Annotated in this window: 18 protein-coding genes; 10 read left to right on the top strand and 8 right to left on the bottom strand. The window is 59.0% G+C overall.

All coding sequences use genetic code 11. The annotated features are described in order from the left end of the window. The first annotated feature begins 4 nt into the window (after window positions 1-4). The 3 genes from zwf to ABLU73_RS03945 all read left to right on the top strand — a co-directional run bounded on the left by zwf (window position 5) and on the right by ABLU73_RS03945 (window position 4,194). Window positions 5-1,480: a glucose-6-phosphate dehydrogenase gene (gene zwf / locus ABLU73_RS03955; protein WP_004203394.1), complete on the top strand. Its 1,476-nt coding sequence runs from the start codon at window positions 5-7 to the stop codon at window positions 1,478-1,480. A 222-nt stretch (window positions 1,481-1,702) separates the two neighbouring features. Beyond that, the gene (edd, locus tag ABLU73_RS03950) at window positions 1,703-3,514 is read left to right on the top strand and encodes a phosphogluconate dehydratase (RefSeq protein WP_004203393.1); all 1,812 of its coding nucleotides are present in this window, start codon (window positions 1,703-1,705) and stop codon (window positions 3,512-3,514) included. Window positions 3,515-3,552: 38 nt separating this feature from the next. Next, window positions 3,553-4,194: a bifunctional 4-hydroxy-2-oxoglutarate aldolase/2-dehydro-3-deoxy-phosphogluconate aldolase gene (locus ABLU73_RS03945; RefSeq protein ID WP_002911423.1), complete on the top strand. Its 642-nt coding sequence runs from the start codon at window positions 3,553-3,555 to the stop codon at window positions 4,192-4,194. Window positions 4,195-4,252: 58 nt separating this feature from the next. Here ABLU73_RS03945 and purT read toward each other — a convergent pair whose 3' ends face one another. Continuing rightward, a complete protein-coding gene (gene purT / locus ABLU73_RS03940) occupies window positions 4,253-5,431 on the bottom strand; it encodes a formate-dependent phosphoribosylglycinamide formyltransferase (protein ID WP_264924559.1) in 1,179 nt (392 codons plus the stop codon). 135 nt (window positions 5,432-5,566) lie between these two features. Between purT and ABLU73_RS03935 the strand changes: the two genes are divergently transcribed. From ABLU73_RS03935 to ptrB, 3 genes are all read left to right on the top strand, one after another. Next, window positions 5,567-5,914 (top strand): YebG family protein, encoded by a 348-nt coding sequence (locus ABLU73_RS03935; protein WP_348850063.1) that lies wholly within the window; start codon window positions 5,567-5,569, stop codon window positions 5,912-5,914. Window positions 5,915-6,085: 171 nt separating this feature from the next. Next, window positions 6,086-6,745, top strand: a complete 660-nt coding sequence (locus tag ABLU73_RS03930) for a tellurite resistance TerB family protein (protein ID WP_004203389.1) — start codon at window positions 6,086-6,088, stop codon at window positions 6,743-6,745. A gap of 120 nt (window positions 6,746-6,865) precedes the next feature. Then, a complete protein-coding gene (ptrB, locus tag ABLU73_RS03925) occupies window positions 6,866-8,926 on the top strand; it encodes an oligopeptidase B (RefSeq protein WP_004203388.1) in 2,061 nt (686 codons plus the stop codon). Between the two features lie 3 nt (window positions 8,927-8,929). Here the strand turns inward: ptrB and exoX are convergent, their stop codons facing one another. Both exoX and ABLU73_RS03915 read right to left on the bottom strand, forming a co-directional pair. Next, the gene (gene exoX / locus ABLU73_RS03920; RefSeq protein ID WP_004203387.1) at window positions 8,930-9,589 is read right to left on the bottom strand and encodes an exodeoxyribonuclease X; all 660 of its coding nucleotides are present in this window, start codon (window positions 9,587-9,589) and stop codon (window positions 8,930-8,932) included. Between the two features lie 78 nt (window positions 9,590-9,667). Next, window positions 9,668-9,898, bottom strand: coding sequence for a DNA polymerase III subunit theta (locus tag ABLU73_RS03915; RefSeq protein WP_002911406.1), 231 nt, complete (start codon window positions 9,896-9,898; stop codon window positions 9,668-9,670). A gap of 112 nt (window positions 9,899-10,010) precedes the next feature. Between ABLU73_RS03915 and yobA the strand changes: the two genes are divergently transcribed. The 3 genes from yobA to ABLU73_RS03900 are packed head-to-tail and all read left to right on the top strand — an operon-like array spanning window position 10,011 to window position 11,613. Continuing rightward, window positions 10,011-10,385 carry a CopC domain-containing protein YobA gene (yobA, locus tag ABLU73_RS03910; protein WP_004203386.1) on the top strand — a complete coding sequence of 125 codons (375 nt, stop codon included), beginning with the start codon at window positions 10,011-10,013 and terminating at the stop codon, window positions 10,383-10,385. 3 nt (window positions 10,386-10,388) lie between these two features. After that, window positions 10,389-11,258 carry a copper homeostasis membrane protein CopD gene (gene copD / locus ABLU73_RS03905; RefSeq protein WP_004203385.1) on the top strand — a complete coding sequence of 290 codons (870 nt, stop codon included), beginning with the start codon at window positions 10,389-10,391 and terminating at the stop codon, window positions 11,256-11,258. 16 nt (window positions 11,259-11,274) lie between these two features. Then, on the top strand, window positions 11,275-11,613 hold the full coding sequence (locus ABLU73_RS03900; RefSeq protein ID WP_002911404.1) for a YebY family protein: 339 nt from the start codon (window positions 11,275-11,277) through the stop codon (window positions 11,611-11,613). A gap of 648 nt (window positions 11,614-12,261) precedes the next feature. On the opposite strand, the gene ABLU73_RS03895 is transcribed toward ABLU73_RS03900, so the two are convergent. Continuing rightward, window positions 12,262-12,405, bottom strand: a complete 144-nt coding sequence (locus tag ABLU73_RS03895) for an Ecr family regulatory small membrane protein (protein WP_032425946.1) — start codon at window positions 12,403-12,405, stop codon at window positions 12,262-12,264. A 103-nt stretch (window positions 12,406-12,508) separates the two neighbouring features. Continuing rightward, window positions 12,509-13,477, bottom strand: a complete 969-nt coding sequence (locus ABLU73_RS03890) for a VirK/YbjX family protein (protein WP_122543197.1) — start codon at window positions 13,475-13,477, stop codon at window positions 12,509-12,511. Between the two features lie 156 nt (window positions 13,478-13,633). On the opposite strand from ABLU73_RS03890, the gene pphA reads away from it, so the two are divergent. After that, a complete protein-coding gene (gene pphA, locus ABLU73_RS03885; protein WP_053810193.1) occupies window positions 13,634-14,287 on the top strand; it encodes a protein-serine/threonine phosphatase in 654 nt (217 codons plus the stop codon). Here the strand turns inward: pphA and ABLU73_RS03880 are convergent. The 3 genes from ABLU73_RS03880 to rsmF all read right to left on the bottom strand — a co-directional run bounded on the left by ABLU73_RS03880 (window position 14,284) and on the right by rsmF (window position 16,362). Continuing rightward, the gene (locus ABLU73_RS03880; protein ID WP_002911395.1) at window positions 14,284-14,475 is read right to left on the bottom strand and encodes a YebW family protein; all 192 of its coding nucleotides are present in this window, start codon (window positions 14,473-14,475) and stop codon (window positions 14,284-14,286) included. The genes pphA and ABLU73_RS03880 overlap by 4 nt on opposite strands. Window positions 14,476-14,572: 97 nt before the next feature. After that, the gene (locus ABLU73_RS03875; protein WP_002911393.1) at window positions 14,573-14,812 is read right to left on the bottom strand and encodes a YebV family protein; all 240 of its coding nucleotides are present in this window, start codon (window positions 14,810-14,812) and stop codon (window positions 14,573-14,575) included. A gap of 116 nt (window positions 14,813-14,928) precedes the next feature. After that, the gene (rsmF, locus tag ABLU73_RS03870) at window positions 14,929-16,362 is read right to left on the bottom strand and encodes a 16S rRNA (cytosine(1407)-C(5))-methyltransferase RsmF (protein WP_065802960.1); all 1,434 of its coding nucleotides are present in this window, start codon (window positions 16,360-16,362) and stop codon (window positions 14,929-14,931) included. Between the last annotated feature and the right edge of the window lie 11 nt (window positions 16,363-16,373).

Below are 16,373 nucleotides of genomic sequence, written 5' to 3'. Positions count from 1 at the left end.
TGACATGGCGGTAACGCAAACGGCCCAGGCATGCGACCTGGTCATTTTCGGCGCGAAGGGCGACCTGGCGCGGCGTAAATTGTTGCCTTCCCTGTATCAGCTTGAAAAGGCGGGCCAGATCCACGCCGACACCCGGATCATTGGCGTCGGCCGTGCCGACTGGGATAAAGCGGCTTACACCAAAGTGGTGCGCGAAGCGCTGGAAACCTTCATGAAGGAAAAAATTGATGAAGGTTTGTGGGATTCCCTGAGCGGCCGCCTGGAGTTCTGTAATCTTGACGTCAATGACACCAGCGGCTTCACCCGCCTGGGTGACATGCTGGACCAAAAAAATCGCGTCACCATCAACTATTTCGCCATGCCGCCGAGCACCTTTGGCGCCATCTGTAAAGGTCTGGGCGAAGCGAAGCTCAATGCCAAGCCTGCGCGCGTGGTAATGGAAAAACCGCTGGGCACCTCGCTGGAAACCTCGCGGGAAATCAACGATCAGGTCGGCGAGTTTTTTGAAGAGTGCCAGGTCTACCGTATCGACCACTACCTCGGAAAAGAGACAGTCCTCAACCTGCTGGCGCTGCGCTTTGCCAACTCTCTGTTCGTCAATAACTGGGACTGCCGTACCATCGATCATGTGGAAATCACCGTCGCGGAAGAGGTAGGCATTGAAGGGCGCTGGGGGTACTTCGACCAGGCCGGACAGATGCGCGACATGATCCAGAACCACCTGCTGCAGATCCTGTGCATGATTGCCATGTCGCCGCCGTCCGATCTCAGCGCCGACAGCATCCGTGATGAAAAGGTCAAGGTGCTGAAATCCCTGCGCCGTATTGACCGCTCCAATGTGCGCGAGAAAACCGTTCGCGGCCAGTACACCGCCGGCTTTGCCCAGGGCAAAAAAGTGCCAGGCTACCTCGAAGAAGAGGGGGCGAACAAAACCAGCAACACCGAAACCTTCGTGGCGATCCGCGTTGATATCGATAACTGGCGCTGGGCTGGCGTACCGTTCTATCTGCGTACCGGCAAACGTCTGCCAACCAAATGTTCCGAAGTGGTGGTTTACTTCAAAACGCCGGAGCTGAACCTGTTTAAAGAGACCTGGCAGGAGCTGCCGCAGAACAAGCTGACCATTCGTCTGCAGCCGGACGAAGGGGTGGATATCCAGGTCCTGAACAAAGTGCCGGGCCTCGACCATAAGCACAACCTGCAGATCACCAAGCTGGATCTGAGCTACTCCGAAACCTTCAACCAGACGCATCTGGCCGATGCCTATGAACGTCTGCTGCTGGAGACCATGCGCGGTATCCAGGCGCTGTTCGTCCGCCGCGATGAAGTGGAAGAGGCATGGAAGTGGGTGGACTCCATCACCGAAGCCTGGGCGGCCGACCGCGATGCGCCGAAACCGTATCAGGCCGGGACCTGGGGACCGGTGGCCTCGGTGGCCATGATCACCCGCGATGGACGCTCGTGGAACGAGTTTGAGTAAGCTCGCGATCTTATCCGTCAGGGTTATTTTACCGGTAACATGATCTGACGCAGAAAGTCGCACGCTTTTTAATCTTTTAAGCCCCGTGAGGATTCACCCACGGGGCTTTTTTTATTACACTGCCTTCAGATATTTTGCCCCTGAGCGCTGGTGTTGGTGGCTTCGGGCACCAAAACACGTCATCTCGCAGCGGCCGGACAGATAAAATTTTGAGGAGCCTTTATGAATTCGACAATGTTACGGGTAACAAATCGCATTATCGAACGGTCGCGTGATACCCGCGCGGCTTACCTCGCAAGGATTAACCAGGCCAAAACCGACACCGTGCATCGTGCGCAACTGGCCTGCGGCAATCTGGCTCACGGTTTCGCGGCCTGTCAGGCCGACGACAAAGCCTCTCTGAAAAGCATGTTGCGCAACAACATCGCCATCATCACCTCCTACAACGATATGTTGTCCGCGCACCAGCCCTATGAACACTACCCGGATATCATTCGCAAAGCGCTGCACAGCGCCAATGCGGTCGGTCAGGTGGCCGGCGGCGTGCCGGCGATGTGCGATGGCGTGACCCAGGGACAGGACGGCATGGAGCTCTCTCTCCTGAGTCGCGAAGTGATCGCCATGTCCGCGGCCATCGGCCTGTCGCATAACATGTTCGATGGCGCTCTGTACCTCGGCGTGTGTGATAAAATTGTGCCCGGACTGACCATGGCCGCGCTCTCATTCGGCCACCTGCCGTCGGTCTTTATTCCCTCCGGTCCGATGGCCAGCGGCCTGCCTAATAAAGAAAAGGTTCGCATTCGCCAGCTGTACGCGGAGGGCAAAGTTGACCGCATGGCGCTGCTGGAGTCCGAAGCCGCTTCTTACCACGCGCCGGGAACCTGTACGTTCTACGGTACGGCGAACACCAACCAGATGGTGGTGGAGTTTATGGGCATGCAGTTGCCGGGCTCGTCCTTTGTCCATCCGGATGCTCCGCTGCGGGAAGCGCTGACCGCCGCCGCCGCGCGCCAGGTCACCCGCATGACCGGCAATGGCAACGAGTGGATGCCGTTGGGCAAAATGTTTGACGAAAAAGTGGTGGTCAACGGCATTGTGGCGCTGCTGGCGACCGGCGGCTCCACCAACCACACTATGCACCTGGTGGCGATGGCCCGCGCGGCGGGCATTATCATTAACTGGGATGATTTCTCCGACCTGTCAGACGTGGTACCGCTGCTGGCGCGCCTCTACCCCAACGGTCCGGCGGATATCAACCATTTCCAGGCAGCGGGCGGCGTTCCGGTTCTGGTGCGCGAGCTGCTGAAAGGCGGCCTGCTACATGAGGACGTTCACACCGTCGCTGGCTTCGGTCTGTCGCGCTACACCCTCGAGCCGTGGCTCAACAACGGCGAGCTGGACTGGCGGGAAGGGGCGACGGCGCCGCTTGACGATCAGGTCATCGCGACATTCGAGAAACCGTTCTCCCGTCACGGCGGCACCAAGGTGCTGAGCGGTAACCTGGGACGCGCGGTCATGAAAACCTCGGCAGTCCCGGCTGAGAACCAGGTGATCGAAGCGCCGGCGGTGGTGTTCGAGAGCCAGCACGACGTGTTGCCGGCCTTCGAAGCGGGTCTGCTGGACAAAGACTGCGTGGTGGTGGTCCGTCATCAGGGGCCAAAAGCGAACGGGATGCCAGAATTACATAAACTTATGCCGCCACTTGGTGTATTATTGGACCGCCGTTTCAAAATAGCGCTGGTGACCGATGGCCGACTCTCTGGCGCCTCCGGTAAAGTCCCGTCAGCCATCCACGTCACGCCTGAAGCCTATGACGGCGGGTTGCTGGCGAAAGTGCGCGATGGCGACCTTATTCGCGTGAACGGGCAGACGGGGGAACTGACGCTGCTGGTGGACGATGCCGAACTGGCGGCGCGTCAGCCGCATATCCCTGACCTCAGCGCGTCGCGCGTAGGAACCGGTCGGGAGATGTTTGGGGCGCTGCGTGAGAAGCTCTCTGGCGCGGAGCAGGGCGCAACCTGCATCACTTTTTAAGACGATTTAATTTGTAGATCTGGCGAGAGAAAATCCTGATGAAAAACTGGAAAACAACAGCAGAAGCAATCCTCACCTCCGGTCCGGTTGTCCCGGTTATCGTAGTGAAAAAGCTGGAACACGCGGTACCGATGGCGAAAGCGCTGGTCGCGGGCGGCGTGCGCGTCCTGGAAGTGACTCTGCGCACCGAGTGCGCCCTGGAGGCGATCCGCGCGATTGCTAAAGAAGTGCCGGATGCGATTGTCGGCGCGGGCACGGTGACCAACGTCGAGCAGCTGAAAGCGGTAACGGAAGCCGGCGCGCAGTTCGCTATCAGCCCGGGGCTGACCGAATCTCTGCTGAAAGCGGCGACCGAAGACGGCACTATTCCGCTGATCCCAGGGATCAGCACCGTCTCCGAGCTGATGCTGGGCATGCAGTACGGTCTGAAAGAGTTTAAATTCTTCCCGGCGGAAGCCAACGGCGGCGTGAAAGCGCTGCAGGCGATTGCGGGTCCGTTCGGTCACATTCGTTTCTGCCCGACCGGCGGTATCTCCCCGGCTAACTACCGTGATTACCTGGCGCTGAACAGCGTGCTGTGCATCGGGGGCTCCTGGCTGGTGCCGGCCGACGCCCTGGAAGCTGGCGACTACGATCGCATCACCACCCTGGCGCGTGAAGCGGTGGAAGGCGCGAAGTAAACCGCGCCTCAAGGTCAACAACCCGGTCAGCGGCAACGCGACCGGGTTTTTTTTGTCTTTACCCTTCGACGATAACCGCCGCGGCGGCGGTTTTAGCCCGCGCCACAGCCTCTTCCACCGAATCGGCGACGGCGAGAGTCACCCCCAGACGACGGGTGCCGTCAATCTCCGGCTTGCCGAACAGACGCAGCTGCAGGCCAGCTCCGACGGCCGACCGCAGCTGGCCGAAGCTGACGTTCTGACTGGTCAGCTGCGGAAGGATCACTGCGGAAGCGGCCGGACCATACTGGCGGATAGCGCCGACGGGCAATCCAAGAAAGGCGCGAACGTGCAGGGCGAATTCCGAGAGATCCTGCGAAATAAGCGTCACCATTCCGGTGTCGTGCGGGCGCGGGGAGACTTCGCTGAAGATCACCTCATCGCCGCAAACGAACAGCTCCACCCCGAACAGGCCATGCCCTCCCAGCGCCAGCACCACCTTACGGGCGATATTCTGCGCGCGTTCAAGGGCCAGGTCACTCATCTGCTGCGGCTGCCAGGATTCACGATAATCGCCATCTTCCTGACGATGACCGACCGGGGCGCAGAAATGCACGCCATCGACGGCGCTGACGGTGAGCAGGGTGATTTCAAAGTCGAAATTCACCACCCCTTCGACGATCACCCGCCCGGCGCCGGCGCGGCCGCCCTGCTGGGCGTAGCGCCAGGCTTCGCTGAGCTGGTCAGCCGAGCGGATAAAGCTCTGACCTTTACCGGAGGAGCTCATCACCGGCTTGACGATGCACGGCAAGCCGATCTCTGCTACCGCCGCGCGGAAGGCTTCTTCACTGTCGGCGAAACGGTAGCTGGAGGTGGGGAGCTGCAGCTCTTCGGCCGCCAGACGGCGTATGCCTTCGCGGTTCATGGTGAGCTTCGCTGCCCGCGCCGTGGGGACCACTTTCTGCCCGGCCTGCTCCAGTTCGACCAGGGTATCGGTGGCGATAGCTTCGATCTCCGGCACGATGTAATCGGGTTTTTCCTGTTCGATCAGCGCGCGCAGGCTTTCGCCGTGCAGCATATTGATGACGTGGGCGCGGTGGGCGACCTGCATCGCCGGGGCATCGGGGTAGCGGTCGACGGCGATAGTTTCAATGCCCAGACGCTGACATTCGATGGCGACTTCTTTACCCAGCTCGCCGGAGCCTAACAGCATAACTTTGGTGGCTGCCGGGCGCAGCGCGGTGCCTAATACAGTCATAACTCTCTTCCGCAGTAAAAAAAGATGCGGTCGATTATAAACGAAAACGTTTGCGTCTGTCTTCATGCGCGTGAGTTGAGTCCAGAAGGGAAATTTGCTATACTGTATAAAAATACAGTGCTAAGAGGCTGCAGCATGGCGGTTGAAATTAAATATGTAGTGATCCGCGAAGGTGAGGAAAAAATGTCTTTTGCCAGCAAAAAAGAGGCCGACGCTTACGACAAAATGCTCGATCTGGCAGAGGTGCTGAATGACTGGCTGGTAGCATCGCCGCTGGAAATGGACGATGCCCAGCGCGATACCATGGCGATGTGGCTGGCGGAGCGTAAAGAGGCGCTGCAGCATATTCTGCGCGCCGGCAGACTGCCGGAGCAGGATGCGACTGCGCACGATGTGCCCGCGCCGTCAACGGACGCTGAGGCTTCCCCGGCGGAAGAGGCCGCCGCGCCAGCTGCCAAAACGCGGAAAGCCAAAGCGGCCTGATGGCTGGCGGTCAGCCGCTGATGGGCTGATGGGCTGATGGGCTGGTCGGTTGGTCGGCTGGACCCGGAGCCCCCGCCGCGCGCACCTTTGCGCATCTTTAGCCATGTCTAACATTTCCTGACATCGCGTCGTTTAGGCTGATAACAGTGTTTGTCACCTGAGAGGAAAACCATGGCTAACTGGCTAAATCAACTGCAGTCGCTGCTCGGACAGCAGGGCGCGTCGCCGTCCGGCGAGTCGTCAAAAGGGAGCGCCCTGCTGCCCGGCGCCATCGGCGGGCTGGCGGGGCTGCTGGTGGCCAGCAAATCGTCACGCAAGCTGCTGGCGAAATATGGCACCAGCGCGCTGCTGGCTGGCGGTGGGGCGGTGGCGGGTACCGTATTGTGGAACAAGTATCAGCAGAAAATGCGCGCTCAGAACACGCCCGCTCCGACACCCGAGACGGCTGCGGCGCCGACGGAGGTCGATCCGCGCAGCGTGCGGTTGATCACCGCCCTGGTGTTTGCCGCCAAAAGCGATGGTCATATCGACGATCACGAGCGGGCGAGGATTGAAGCCCAGCTTCGGGAGGCCAATATTGACGTGCAGGCCCGGGTGCTGATTGACCAGGCGCTGGCTCAGCCGCTGGATCCGCAGCGTCTCGCCGAGGGCATCGTTGACCCGCAGGAGGCGCTGGAGATCTACTACGTCAGCTGCGCGGTGATTGATATCGACCACTTTATGGAGCGCAGCTATCTCAACGCCCTGGGTGAGGCTCTGGCGTTGCCAAAAGATGTCCGGGCCGACATCGAACAGGACATCCAGTCACAAAAACAGGCGCTAAGCGTTTAAATTATCACGTTTCGCTTGCATCGCCCGCGTCTTTTGCCACCCTTATAGACACGTCATCATTCAGGCGCCACCCTGCGGCCTGAATGCTCTTGTGTCACGAAAAAGCAGCAGAAGAATAACATGCCACCTAAAGCCAAACGGATCCCTCACGCCATGACCTTGCATGGCGATACACGCATCGATAACTATTACTGGCTGCGCGACGATGAACGCGCGCGGCCTGATGTGCTGGAATATCTGCACGCGGAAAACGCCTACGGCAAGCAAGTGATGGATTCGCAGCTCAGCCTGCAGGAGCGTCTGCTGAAAGAGATTATCGACCGCATTCCGCAGCGGGAAGTCTCTGCCCCCTATAGTAAAAACGGCTTTCGCTACCGGCAGGTGTATGAGCCGGGCTGCGAATACGCTATCTACCAGCGACAGTCGGTGCTGAAAGAAGAGTGGGACGAGTGGGAGATCCTGCTTGATGCCAACCAGCGGGCGGCAAAGAGCGAGTTTTACACCCTGGGCGGGCTGGGTATTGCGCCCAACAACCAGTTGATGGCGGTGGCGGAAGATTATCTCTCCCGTCGCCAGTACGGTCTGCGTTTTTGCGACCTCAGCAACGGCGAGTGGTATCCGGAGACCCTGGAAAATGTCACCTCCGGCTTTGCCTGGAGCAACGATTCACGCTTTGTGTGGTACGTGCGTAAACATCCCACCACGCTGCTTCCTTATCAGGTCTGGCGCCACACCGTCGGGACGCCGGCGCAGAGCGACGTGCTGGTCTACGAGGAAAAAGATGAGACCTTCTACGTCAGCGTGCATAAAACCACATCCCAGCAGTTCGTGGTGATTTATCTCTCCAGCGCCACCACCAGCGAAGTACTGCTGCTCAACGCCGAACTGCCAGACGCTGAGCCGGTCTGCTTCCTGCCGCGGCGTAAAGATCATGAATATAGCCTCGATCACTATCAGCACGCCTTCTATCTGCGATCCAACCGGGACGGGAAGAATTTTGGTCTCTATCGTACCGTGCTACGCGATGAAGATCAGTGGACCACGCTGATCCCGCCGCGTCACGACGTGATGCTTGAAGGATTTACCCTGTTTACCGACTGGCTGGTCGTCGAGGAGCGTCAGCGCGGCCTGACCAGTCTGCGGCAGATTAACCGCAAGACCCGGGAGGTGGTGGGGATCGCCTTTGACGATCCGGCCTATGTCACCTGGCTTGCCTATAATCCGGAGCCCGAAACGTCGCGCCTGCGCTACGGCTACTCCTCGATGACGACGCCCGACACCCTGTTTGAACTGGATATGGATACCGGCGAACGACGGGTGATCAAGCAGCAGGAGGTGAAGGGGCTGGACACCCGCTGCTATCAGAGCGAGCATCTGTGGGTGACCGCCCGCGATGGCGTCGAAGTCCCGGTCTCGCTGGTCTACCATCGCGACCATTTTCGTAAAGGGAGCAATCCGCTGCTGGTCTATGGCTATGGCTCGTATGGCGACAGTATCGATGCCGATTTCAGCGCCAGTCGGCTGAGCCTGCTCAACCGCGGCTTTGTCTACGCCATCGCCCACGTCCGCGGCGGCGGCGAGCTGGGTCAGCAGTGGTATGAGGACGGTAAATTCCTGTGTAAGAAAAATACCTTTAACGACTATCTCGACGTCTGCGACGCGCTGCTGGCTCAGGGGTACGGCGACCCGCGGCTCTGCTATGGCATGGGCGGCAGCGCCGGCGGGATGCTGATGGGGGTGGCCGTTAACGAGCGTCCAGAGCTGTTCCACGGCGTGATAGCCCAGGTGCCGTTCGTCGACGTGGTAACCACGATGCTGGATGAGACCATTCCGCTGACGACCGGCGAATTTGAAGAGTGGGGGAACCCGCAGGATGAAACCTATTACCACTACATGAAAAGCTACAGCCCCTACGACGGCGTGAAGGCGCAGGCGTATCCGCATATGCTGGTGACCACCGGGCTGCACGATTCCCAGGTGCAATACTGGGAGCCGGCGAAGTGGGTGGCAAAACTGCGTGAACTGAAAACCGACGATAACCTGCTGCTGCTTTGCACCGATATGGACTCCGGGCATGGCGGAAAATCCGGGCGCTTTAAAAGCTATGAGGGGGTGGCGCTGGAGTACGCCTTTTTCATCGCCCTGGCGCAGGGGACACTGCCGGGGAAAGCGGCAGTGTAGGGGCTATTCCCCAAGGTAATGCTTGAGCGTGAGGCGCAGTTCTGGGCTCATGCGGTCGAGATTGTTGAATAACCAGCGCAGATAGCCTGGATCGTTTTCAGCAATCTCGGCGACGGCTTTACCGCGATATTTGCCGAAGGTAAAGGTGGTGAGCAGCGCCGGCCGACCTGTGATATCGGCCATTTCGTCAGGCGTCCAGCCGGAAACGTTGATGATATCCAGCAGCAGCGCAGCGGTGATATAGCAGTCATACAGCGCCCGGTGGTGATGCAGCCCCGGCGGCGTGGCCACGTTCAGCTTACGTGATTTATAGAGCCCCATATTACTGTATTTGATCCCCGGCCACAGCCGGCGGGCCAGCTTCATCGTACAGATCCACTCGCCATGCATCTCCGGTAGCACCCGACGATCGAAGCTGGCGTTATGCGCGACGTACCACGGGCTGCCATGATAGTGCGGAATAATCTCCTCAATCCACGGCTTATCGGCGACCATCTCTTCGGTAATCCGGTGGATAGCCATCGCCTGCGGGCTGATGGGGCGGTCAGGACGCACCAGATGACTCATGGGATTGGTGATTTGCCCGTCGACAATGTCGACCGAGGCGATTTCAACGATGCCCCCCTGCAGTCCGCAGGTTTCGGTATCAATGACGCGCAGCATGGCTCGCTCCAGAGCAAAACAATAAGCGTAAAGTAATTGGCCGGGCTTGCCAACCGACGGCGAGGAGGCAAGTAGGCATTATTTCTGTTTCGGCTCCCAGGGCAGGCGGGACAGTGAAACGGAGGCCAGCCGATGGGCGATCAGCCGTTCGCGGAACCAGTCGCGCAGATGGGCGGGCTGTTCACGCTCGACCAAATCAGCGACCACCGGCATATTATACCGCTCTTTAAAGGCGACGCCGGCGGCGGCGAGATCGACGTTAACTTTATCCATCTCATCTTGCGAAATTTTGGCCAGATTTCTTTCCATCATACACTCCACTCTGCTTGTAAACCCGGTCAGGGCCTGACGCCCGGCTCGACTCTGCCATTATACAGGGTTATTCTCTGTGCTACAGACATAACAAAAGGGAATGACGAATATGCGACTTCTTGCTGGACGCGCATTGCGCCTCTCCGTTGCGTTTGCCGGGCTATTAACCGCGGCGGGCGCGCTCGCCCACGCTCACCTGCAGCAGCAGATCCCCGCCGCCGGAGCGCAGCTGGCGGCCTCCCCGCAGACGTTGACGCTCAGTTTCTCCGAAGGCATTGAACCCGCGTTCAGCGGCGTGACCGTCACCGGTCCACAGCAGCATGCGGTAGCCACCGGCAAACTGACCCGCAGCGCCGACAACCCCGCCCAGGTCACCGTGCCTGTAGCGGAAACCTTGCCGCCGGGAGAATACACTGTGGCTTGGCATGTGGTCTCAGTGGATGGCCATAAAACCAAAGGGCAATACACCTTTAGCGTGAAGTAAGCGATGCTGACCGGGCTCTACATTACTCTGCGCTTTGGGCACTTTATCACCCTGATGCTGGCTTTTGGCTGCGTGCTGTATGGCGCCTGGTGGGCGCCGGTGCCGCTGCGACGCGTACTGATGCTGCGCTTCTATCCGCTGCTGCGCCCGCTGCTGCTGATCGGCGCCCTCTCTACCCTGGCGCTGTATCTGCTGCAGGGGGGATTGATGGGCGACGGCTGGGCAGATGTCTGGCAACCCGCCGTCTGGCAGGCGGTGGCGGGCACCCGCTTCGGCGGGGTGTGGATTTGGCAGATCCTGCTGGCGTGGATCGCCCTCGCCGTAGTGTGGATCCGTCCCCGACATGGCGCTCGCCAGCTGGTGGCCCTGCTGGCGGCCCAGCTGCTGCTTTCCGCTGGGGTAGGGCATGCCGCCATGCATGATGGTTTACTCGGCGCCCTGCAGCGGACTAATCATGCTGTCCACCTCTTCTGCGTTGCCAGCTGGTTCGGCGGCCTGTTGCCCTTTATCTATTGCCTGCGCCTGGCGCAGGGGCGCTGGCGGCAGGCCGCGGTCTATACCATGGCGCGCTTTTCACGTTACGGGCATCTGGCCGTCGCCGGCACCCTTGCCAGCGGGGCGATCAATGCGCTGTTGATCCAGGGAGGGATGATTGGCGCATCGCCCTGGGGACGTCTGCTGTTGATCAAATGTGCGCTGGTGGCCGGGATGGTGGTAATTGCGTTAGTGAACAGGTATGTTCTGGTACCGCGCATGTCGGCAAGCGGTTCGCGGGCGGAAAGTCTGATCCTGCGAACCACGCAGGCTGAGATAGGGCTGGGCGCGCTGGCGCTGCTGGCCGTCAGTCTGTTTGCCACCTGGGAACCTTATTGAATTAACTGGCAAAATCATGAAAAAAATTGTTCTGACCATGTTGTTACTGGCAAGCTCCGGCGCTGCACTGGCGGCGCCGCAAATTATCACCGTGAGCCGCTTTGAGGTAGGGAAGGAGAGCTGGGCGTTCAACCGTGAAGAGGTGATGTTGACCTGTCGTCCGGGCAATGCCCTTTACGCTATCAACCCGAGCACTCTGGTCCAGTATCCGCTCAATGAGGTGGCTGAGCAGCAGGTCAAAGCCGGCAAAACCACCGCCCAGCCGATCTCAGTGATCCAGATCGACGATCCGCAGCATCCTGGGCAAAAAATGAGCCTCGCGCCGTTTATCGAGCGCGCGCAGAAGCTCTGCTAGATTTTCGCGCTATCTCGCTGTAATGGCATAAAAAAAACCGCCCTTGCCGGACAACGGCAGTGGCGGTTTTTTTGCTGGCAGCGCCCACTTTTCCAGGAATTATTCGGCCACATTGGCCGCAGACTGGAAAAGCTGACGCGTTAAACTATTCTTATAGTGCAAGGCGACTTAGCCTGCATTAATGCCAACTTTTAGCGCACGGCTCTCTCCCAAGAGCCATTTCCCTGGACCGAATACAGGAATCGTATTCGGTCTCTTTTTATCTTAATCTGTCTGCTTTCGCGATCACCAGCGACATCCTGTCAGTCAATTCAGTCAATCACCAGGCTGGCCTCTGGATGTCCCGTTATAGCACACCGTTTTTAGCATACACAATTCATTTACACACAAATTGCATCCTGCGGAAGAACGGTATGGGGAAGGCGGAACCGTAAGCGAGGGGAGAGGGAAAGAAAAAACCTGCACCTAAACAGGCCCGGCGTGCAGGTTAACTGGCGGGCCAACATCGGAAGGCTGCTAGTATACATATTTGTATGATAAATAGAATAAACAAAACCTTATTGATTTGGCAATTCATGCGATTAGCCGTCCACGCCCCCCGAAATGGCAGGAAATAATATTGAGGGGCGTAGTTTCGGGCGTCCGGTATTATTCCGGAACGCTGAAGGTAGGAAATATCTGACTTTCCAGATAGCAGAGTAAAAGCCAAATTTCATCGCTGAAAATAAACCATATGCTGCCCAGCAGGACGACCGCGAGAATAATCAGCAGGAAAATTTCGGTTTTACTCATCATGCTAACGACTATCCAGTGGTCTGCGGGGACCATGATAGTAGCGAAATAAGAACATAATAAGCAAACGCCGCGTGACGGGGCGAGTTCACTGGTCGTGAAATTACTCGCCCGGCAGTGGCTGCGTCAATATTGCCACCTGCTCCGCCAGCTGATCCAGCAGCTGGAATCGACGCCGGTATTCGGCCCGTTTTTTACTGGCGATGCTCTCCAGCGGTTTTCTTTCCAGACGCAGCGGTAGCTGCCAGCGCCAGGGGCTTTCCGGCTTGCCGTCGATGGATTGCCAGAATTCGTCGTAGCTGGCGTGGAAATGGCGCCCCTTGCTCAGGCGATAGCGCAGGGCGCGAAACACATGGCCATTATCGCTAACGCCGTAAATCGCTGCGATATGGCTGCGAGCGGCCAGCAGCCAGATAAACTCCAGCAGCAGGCGCTTCGGGAACAGACCGTAGCAGGCGCGGGTCGCCTGCTTGATCACCTCATGAGAAACGTGGCGTCGCGGTCCCTGCAAGCCGCCGATGATCAGTTGCCAGGCTTCGCCATCCCAGGTCACGCTGAAGGTGGCGCTGGCCAGCAGGGTATGATCGCTGTCGCGCAGCCACAGGGTGGTTTCACCCTCACGCTCGGCCTTCCCGGCCGAAGAGGCCGAGAGGGAAAACTGGCGCTCTTCCTTTCCATTGAGCGTCAGCAACGGGACCTCGCACACCGCGGTCATGGCATGCGCCAGCCGGGAACCGCGCAGGGTATCGACATAGCGATAATGGCTTATTACCGCCATCGCCCGCTGCCAGGCGTTGAGATCGCGCGTTAGATATTGACGGTGCACTTTCCCCGGCAGCGTCGTCTGCGCCGCCAGCAGCTGGTTAAAATCGTCACGAGCGCTCAGCGCCTCCAGCATCGCTTTGGTCGGGCTATAAAATAATGCCGTGCGCAGTAGAAATTTAAAGCGGTAATTTTTCTGCCGCCATATAGGTGCGGGTGTTAATCTACCCATCACCAGATCGGCAATGAGATGCGAGCGCGGCGTAAGCACGCTGGATGAATGCAGGCTATTGTCTGTCACGATAAACACCTCGTTGTTATTTCCTGCTATTTTAAAACGAGGCGCTGATAAGCTTAATCCTCTGGCCGACTATATTTGCCGTTTGTTTAAAATCGATTGAGGTGTAAATAAAAAACAGCGGCTATAAGCTGGAATTACCTATAATTACAGCAGAGAGGTAATTATATGTATCAGCGTATTAATGGCAGAGACTGGCGTAATATCTGGCTGATGGGCGATCTGCATGGCTGCTTTGCGCTGCTGATGGCGCGCCTGCGCCGACTGCGCTTTGATCCCTGGGCCGATCTGCTGATCTCGGTGGGCGATCTGATCGATCGCGGGCCGCAAAGCGCTGACTGTCTCGGCCTGTTGCGCAGCCGCTGGTTCCGGGCCGTGCGCGGGAATCATGAGCAGATGGCGCTCGAGGCGCTGGAGAGCGGAGATATGACGCTCTGGCAGATGAACGGCGGCGACTGGTACGCCCGGAGCAACGTGCGGCAGCGGGATGACGTCGATCGCCTGCTGGCGCGCTGTCAGCGGCTGCCGTTGATTATTGAAGTGGAGTGCGCAAAAGTGCGGCATGTGATCGCCCATGCCGATTATCCGGCGCCGGTCTATCGCTGGCAGCAGCCGGTGGATCCCCAGCGGGTCCTGTGGAGCCGCCATCGTCTGAGTGAACATCTGGCCGGGCGTCATGGCGCTATCGCCGGGGCTGACCATTTCTGGTTTGGCCATACGCCGCTTCGCGCGCGTTATGACTCCGACAATCAACACTATATTGACACCGGCGCTGTGTTCGGCGGCACGCTGACGCTGGTGGCGCTGCAGTCGGCAGACTAAAAGTCACTGTATTCGCTGGCGGGTTGCCAGAAGCCGTCAATAAAATCTTCTATCGGGTAGCAGCCGCCGTGGCGGATCCGCTGATCTTCCATCGCCACCAGGCACTGCGTTTCCTCGCGGTAGACGTCAACCACAATGTCCTCGCAGCCGCCATCCAGATAGCAAATAAACAACACTAAGGCAAACATCCTGGCCTCATGTTCGGGGGGACATACTGTTTAGTGTAGGGGATGACGGCGGGACGGGGAAATAAATAACCCGTCTCAGGCGACGGGTTCATTGGCGTCAGGCAAGGCGCATGACCCAGGCATCGGACTGGCGGTCGTAATGTTTACGGTAGAGGACGGAATGTTCACCATTGAGAATCGCGGGAACGCTGGTGTCGGCATCCCAGGCGTCAAGCTGCATACATAAATCTGGATCGGATTTGCAGGGAATGCTTAACGTTCGCTCACCCTGATGTTCACCATGCAGTTCGGCATCGTCTATCTCAAACGCGCCGATGCGGACATTGGTTTTACTCATCGCTTCACCCCATTTTTTCAGCTGAGTTGTGGTACGACCAGTTGCGGCCGTCATTTTTCAGCGTAGTCAATGGGGGGAAAACCGCCAGTCAAAAAGTGCGTATTTTTTGCGCGGCGTCACACCTTGCCGGCAAAAAGTTTCCCATCGCGTACCAGCTCGCGCGGGTAACTGTTCTTCAGACGGGAGCCGACGCGCTTGGCCAGGCCCAGCGGCACACCCTGGAAGGTGACAATGGCTTCATCCTGCGCTGGCGGGGTTTGCGGATAGACGTCGCGTCCGCGATACCATTCCTCCGCTTCCTCCAGCGTCAGCTCGAAGGCGCGCTGCGGCGCGGCAAAGGCAATAACCGCCTCATGCTGCCAGCGGTAACCCTTATTGTGCAGTTCCGCCAGACGCACGCCAATGCGCGAAAACCGCACCTGACCAAACAGAGGCTCCATAGACTGCGGAAACAGCCACAGCTCTTTATCCCGTTGCCACAGCGTGTGGCTCGCGTCCCATTCCAGCCCGACAGCGCGGGCGGCGGCGGTCGCCGCGGCGGCCTCCCGGCCCTTCAGCGGCGCGAACGGGAACTTGCCGACCTTGTAGCCCGGCGCCGGGAGCGGATCGATCGACGCAGTCTTGCGCAAGCGGGCGACAAAGAAGCCTTCACAATCGAAGATCTGCGGGAAGACATGCAGAAATCCCTCGGCGGTTAAGGCATCGGCCGCGCCGGGAAACAGCTCTCCCAGCGGCTGGATCGCCACCGCCTGCGGGTAGCGGGACAGCAGCCAGTGAATGACGGACTGATTTTCTTCGCGGTTCAGGGTGCAGGTCGAATAGACCAGCGTCCCGCCGGGGCGCAGGGCATGGAAAGCGCTGTCGATAAGCTCGCGCTGGGTGGCGGCGATGTCGAGGTTGCTCTCCGGCGACCAGTTTTTCAGCGCGTCCGCATCTTTGCGTACCACCCCTTCGCCGGAGCAGGGGGCATCAAGCAGAACGGCGTCGAAAGCTTCGGGCAATGCTGCGCCGAACACCCGGCCGTCGAAATGGGTCAGGGCGACGTTGCTGATGCCGCAGCGGCTGATGTTGGCATGCAGCACTTTCACCCGGCTGGCGGAGAACTCATTCGCCAGGATGCCGCCCGCATTGCCCATCCGGGCGGCGATCTGGGTGGTTTTCGACCCCGGAGCGGCAGCAACGTCCATGACTCGTTCAGGCTGCGGGTTATCGGCGAACAGGGCGGCGACCGGCAGCATTGAGCTTGCTTCCTGTATATAGAACAGACCGCTGAGATGTTCGGCGGTGCTGCCCAGCGGCAGCGCGTCGTCGTCGTCCCGCTCGATCCAGAATCCCTCCTCGCACCAGGGGACCGGCGTCAGCTGCCAACCATAGGGGGCGACCAGAGAGAGAAAATCATCGACGCTGATTTTCAGCGTATTGACGCGAATACTTCGGCGTAGCGGGCGCTGACAGGCGGCGATAAATTCGTCGAAAGAGAGGTGCGCCGGCATCGCCGCGCGCATTTGAGCAAGAAACGCTTCAGGGAAATAGACAGTATTTTCGGCCACAGGCAGCGCAC

Source organism: Klebsiella sp. GG_Kp175 (genome assembly GCF_040062325.1).
Lineage (GTDB): Bacteria > Pseudomonadota > Gammaproteobacteria > Enterobacterales > Enterobacteriaceae > Klebsiella > Klebsiella quasipneumoniae.
The sequence above is the reverse complement of the archived record's forward strand: the minus strand, read 5'-3'. Positions and strand labels throughout refer to the sequence as shown.

Excerpts from the sequence above, each read along its gene's own strand:
- ABLU73_RS03875 (WP_002911393.1), bottom strand. The coding sequence starts at position 14,812 with ATGAGTAAAACCAATGTCCGCATCGGCGCGTTTGAGATAGACGATGCC.
- ABLU73_RS03895 (WP_032425946.1), bottom strand. The coding sequence starts at position 12,405 with ATGAGTAAAACCGAAATTTTCCTGCTGATTATTCTCGCGGTCGTCCTG.
- ABLU73_RS03880 (WP_002911395.1), bottom strand. The coding sequence starts at position 14,475 with ATGTTTGCCTTAGTGTTGTTTATTTGCTATCTGGATGGCGGCTGCGAG.
- edd (WP_004203393.1), top strand. The coding sequence starts at position 1,703 with ATGAATTCGACAATGTTACGGGTAACAAATCGCATTATCGAACGGTCG.
- purT (WP_264924559.1), bottom strand. The coding sequence starts at position 5,431 with ATGACTGTATTAGGCACCGCGCTGCGCCCGGCAGCCACCAAAGTTATG.
- ptrB (WP_004203388.1), top strand. The coding sequence starts at position 6,866 with ATGCCACCTAAAGCCAAACGGATCCCTCACGCCATGACCTTGCATGGC.
- pphA (WP_053810193.1), top strand. The coding sequence starts at position 13,634 with ATGTATCAGCGTATTAATGGCAGAGACTGGCGTAATATCTGGCTGATG.
- ABLU73_RS03935 (WP_348850063.1), top strand. The coding sequence starts at position 5,567 with ATGGCGGTTGAAATTAAATATGTAGTGATCCGCGAAGGTGAGGAAAAA.
- copD (WP_004203385.1), top strand. The coding sequence starts at position 10,389 with ATGCTGACCGGGCTCTACATTACTCTGCGCTTTGGGCACTTTATCACC.
- ABLU73_RS03900 (WP_002911404.1), top strand. The coding sequence starts at position 11,275 with ATGAAAAAAATTGTTCTGACCATGTTGTTACTGGCAAGCTCCGGCGCT.
- yobA (WP_004203386.1), top strand. The coding sequence starts at position 10,011 with ATGCGACTTCTTGCTGGACGCGCATTGCGCCTCTCCGTTGCGTTTGCC.
- ABLU73_RS03930 (WP_004203389.1), top strand. The coding sequence starts at position 6,086 with ATGGCTAACTGGCTAAATCAACTGCAGTCGCTGCTCGGACAGCAGGGC.
- exoX (WP_004203387.1), bottom strand. The coding sequence starts at position 9,589 with ATGCTGCGCGTCATTGATACCGAAACCTGCGGACTGCAGGGGGGCATC.
- zwf (WP_004203394.1), top strand. The coding sequence starts at position 5 with ATGGCGGTAACGCAAACGGCCCAGGCATGCGACCTGGTCATTTTCGGC.
- ABLU73_RS03945 (WP_002911423.1), top strand. The coding sequence starts at position 3,553 with ATGAAAAACTGGAAAACAACAGCAGAAGCAATCCTCACCTCCGGTCCG.
- ABLU73_RS03915 (WP_002911406.1), bottom strand. The coding sequence starts at position 9,898 with ATGGAAAGAAATCTGGCCAAAATTTCGCAAGATGAGATGGATAAAGTT.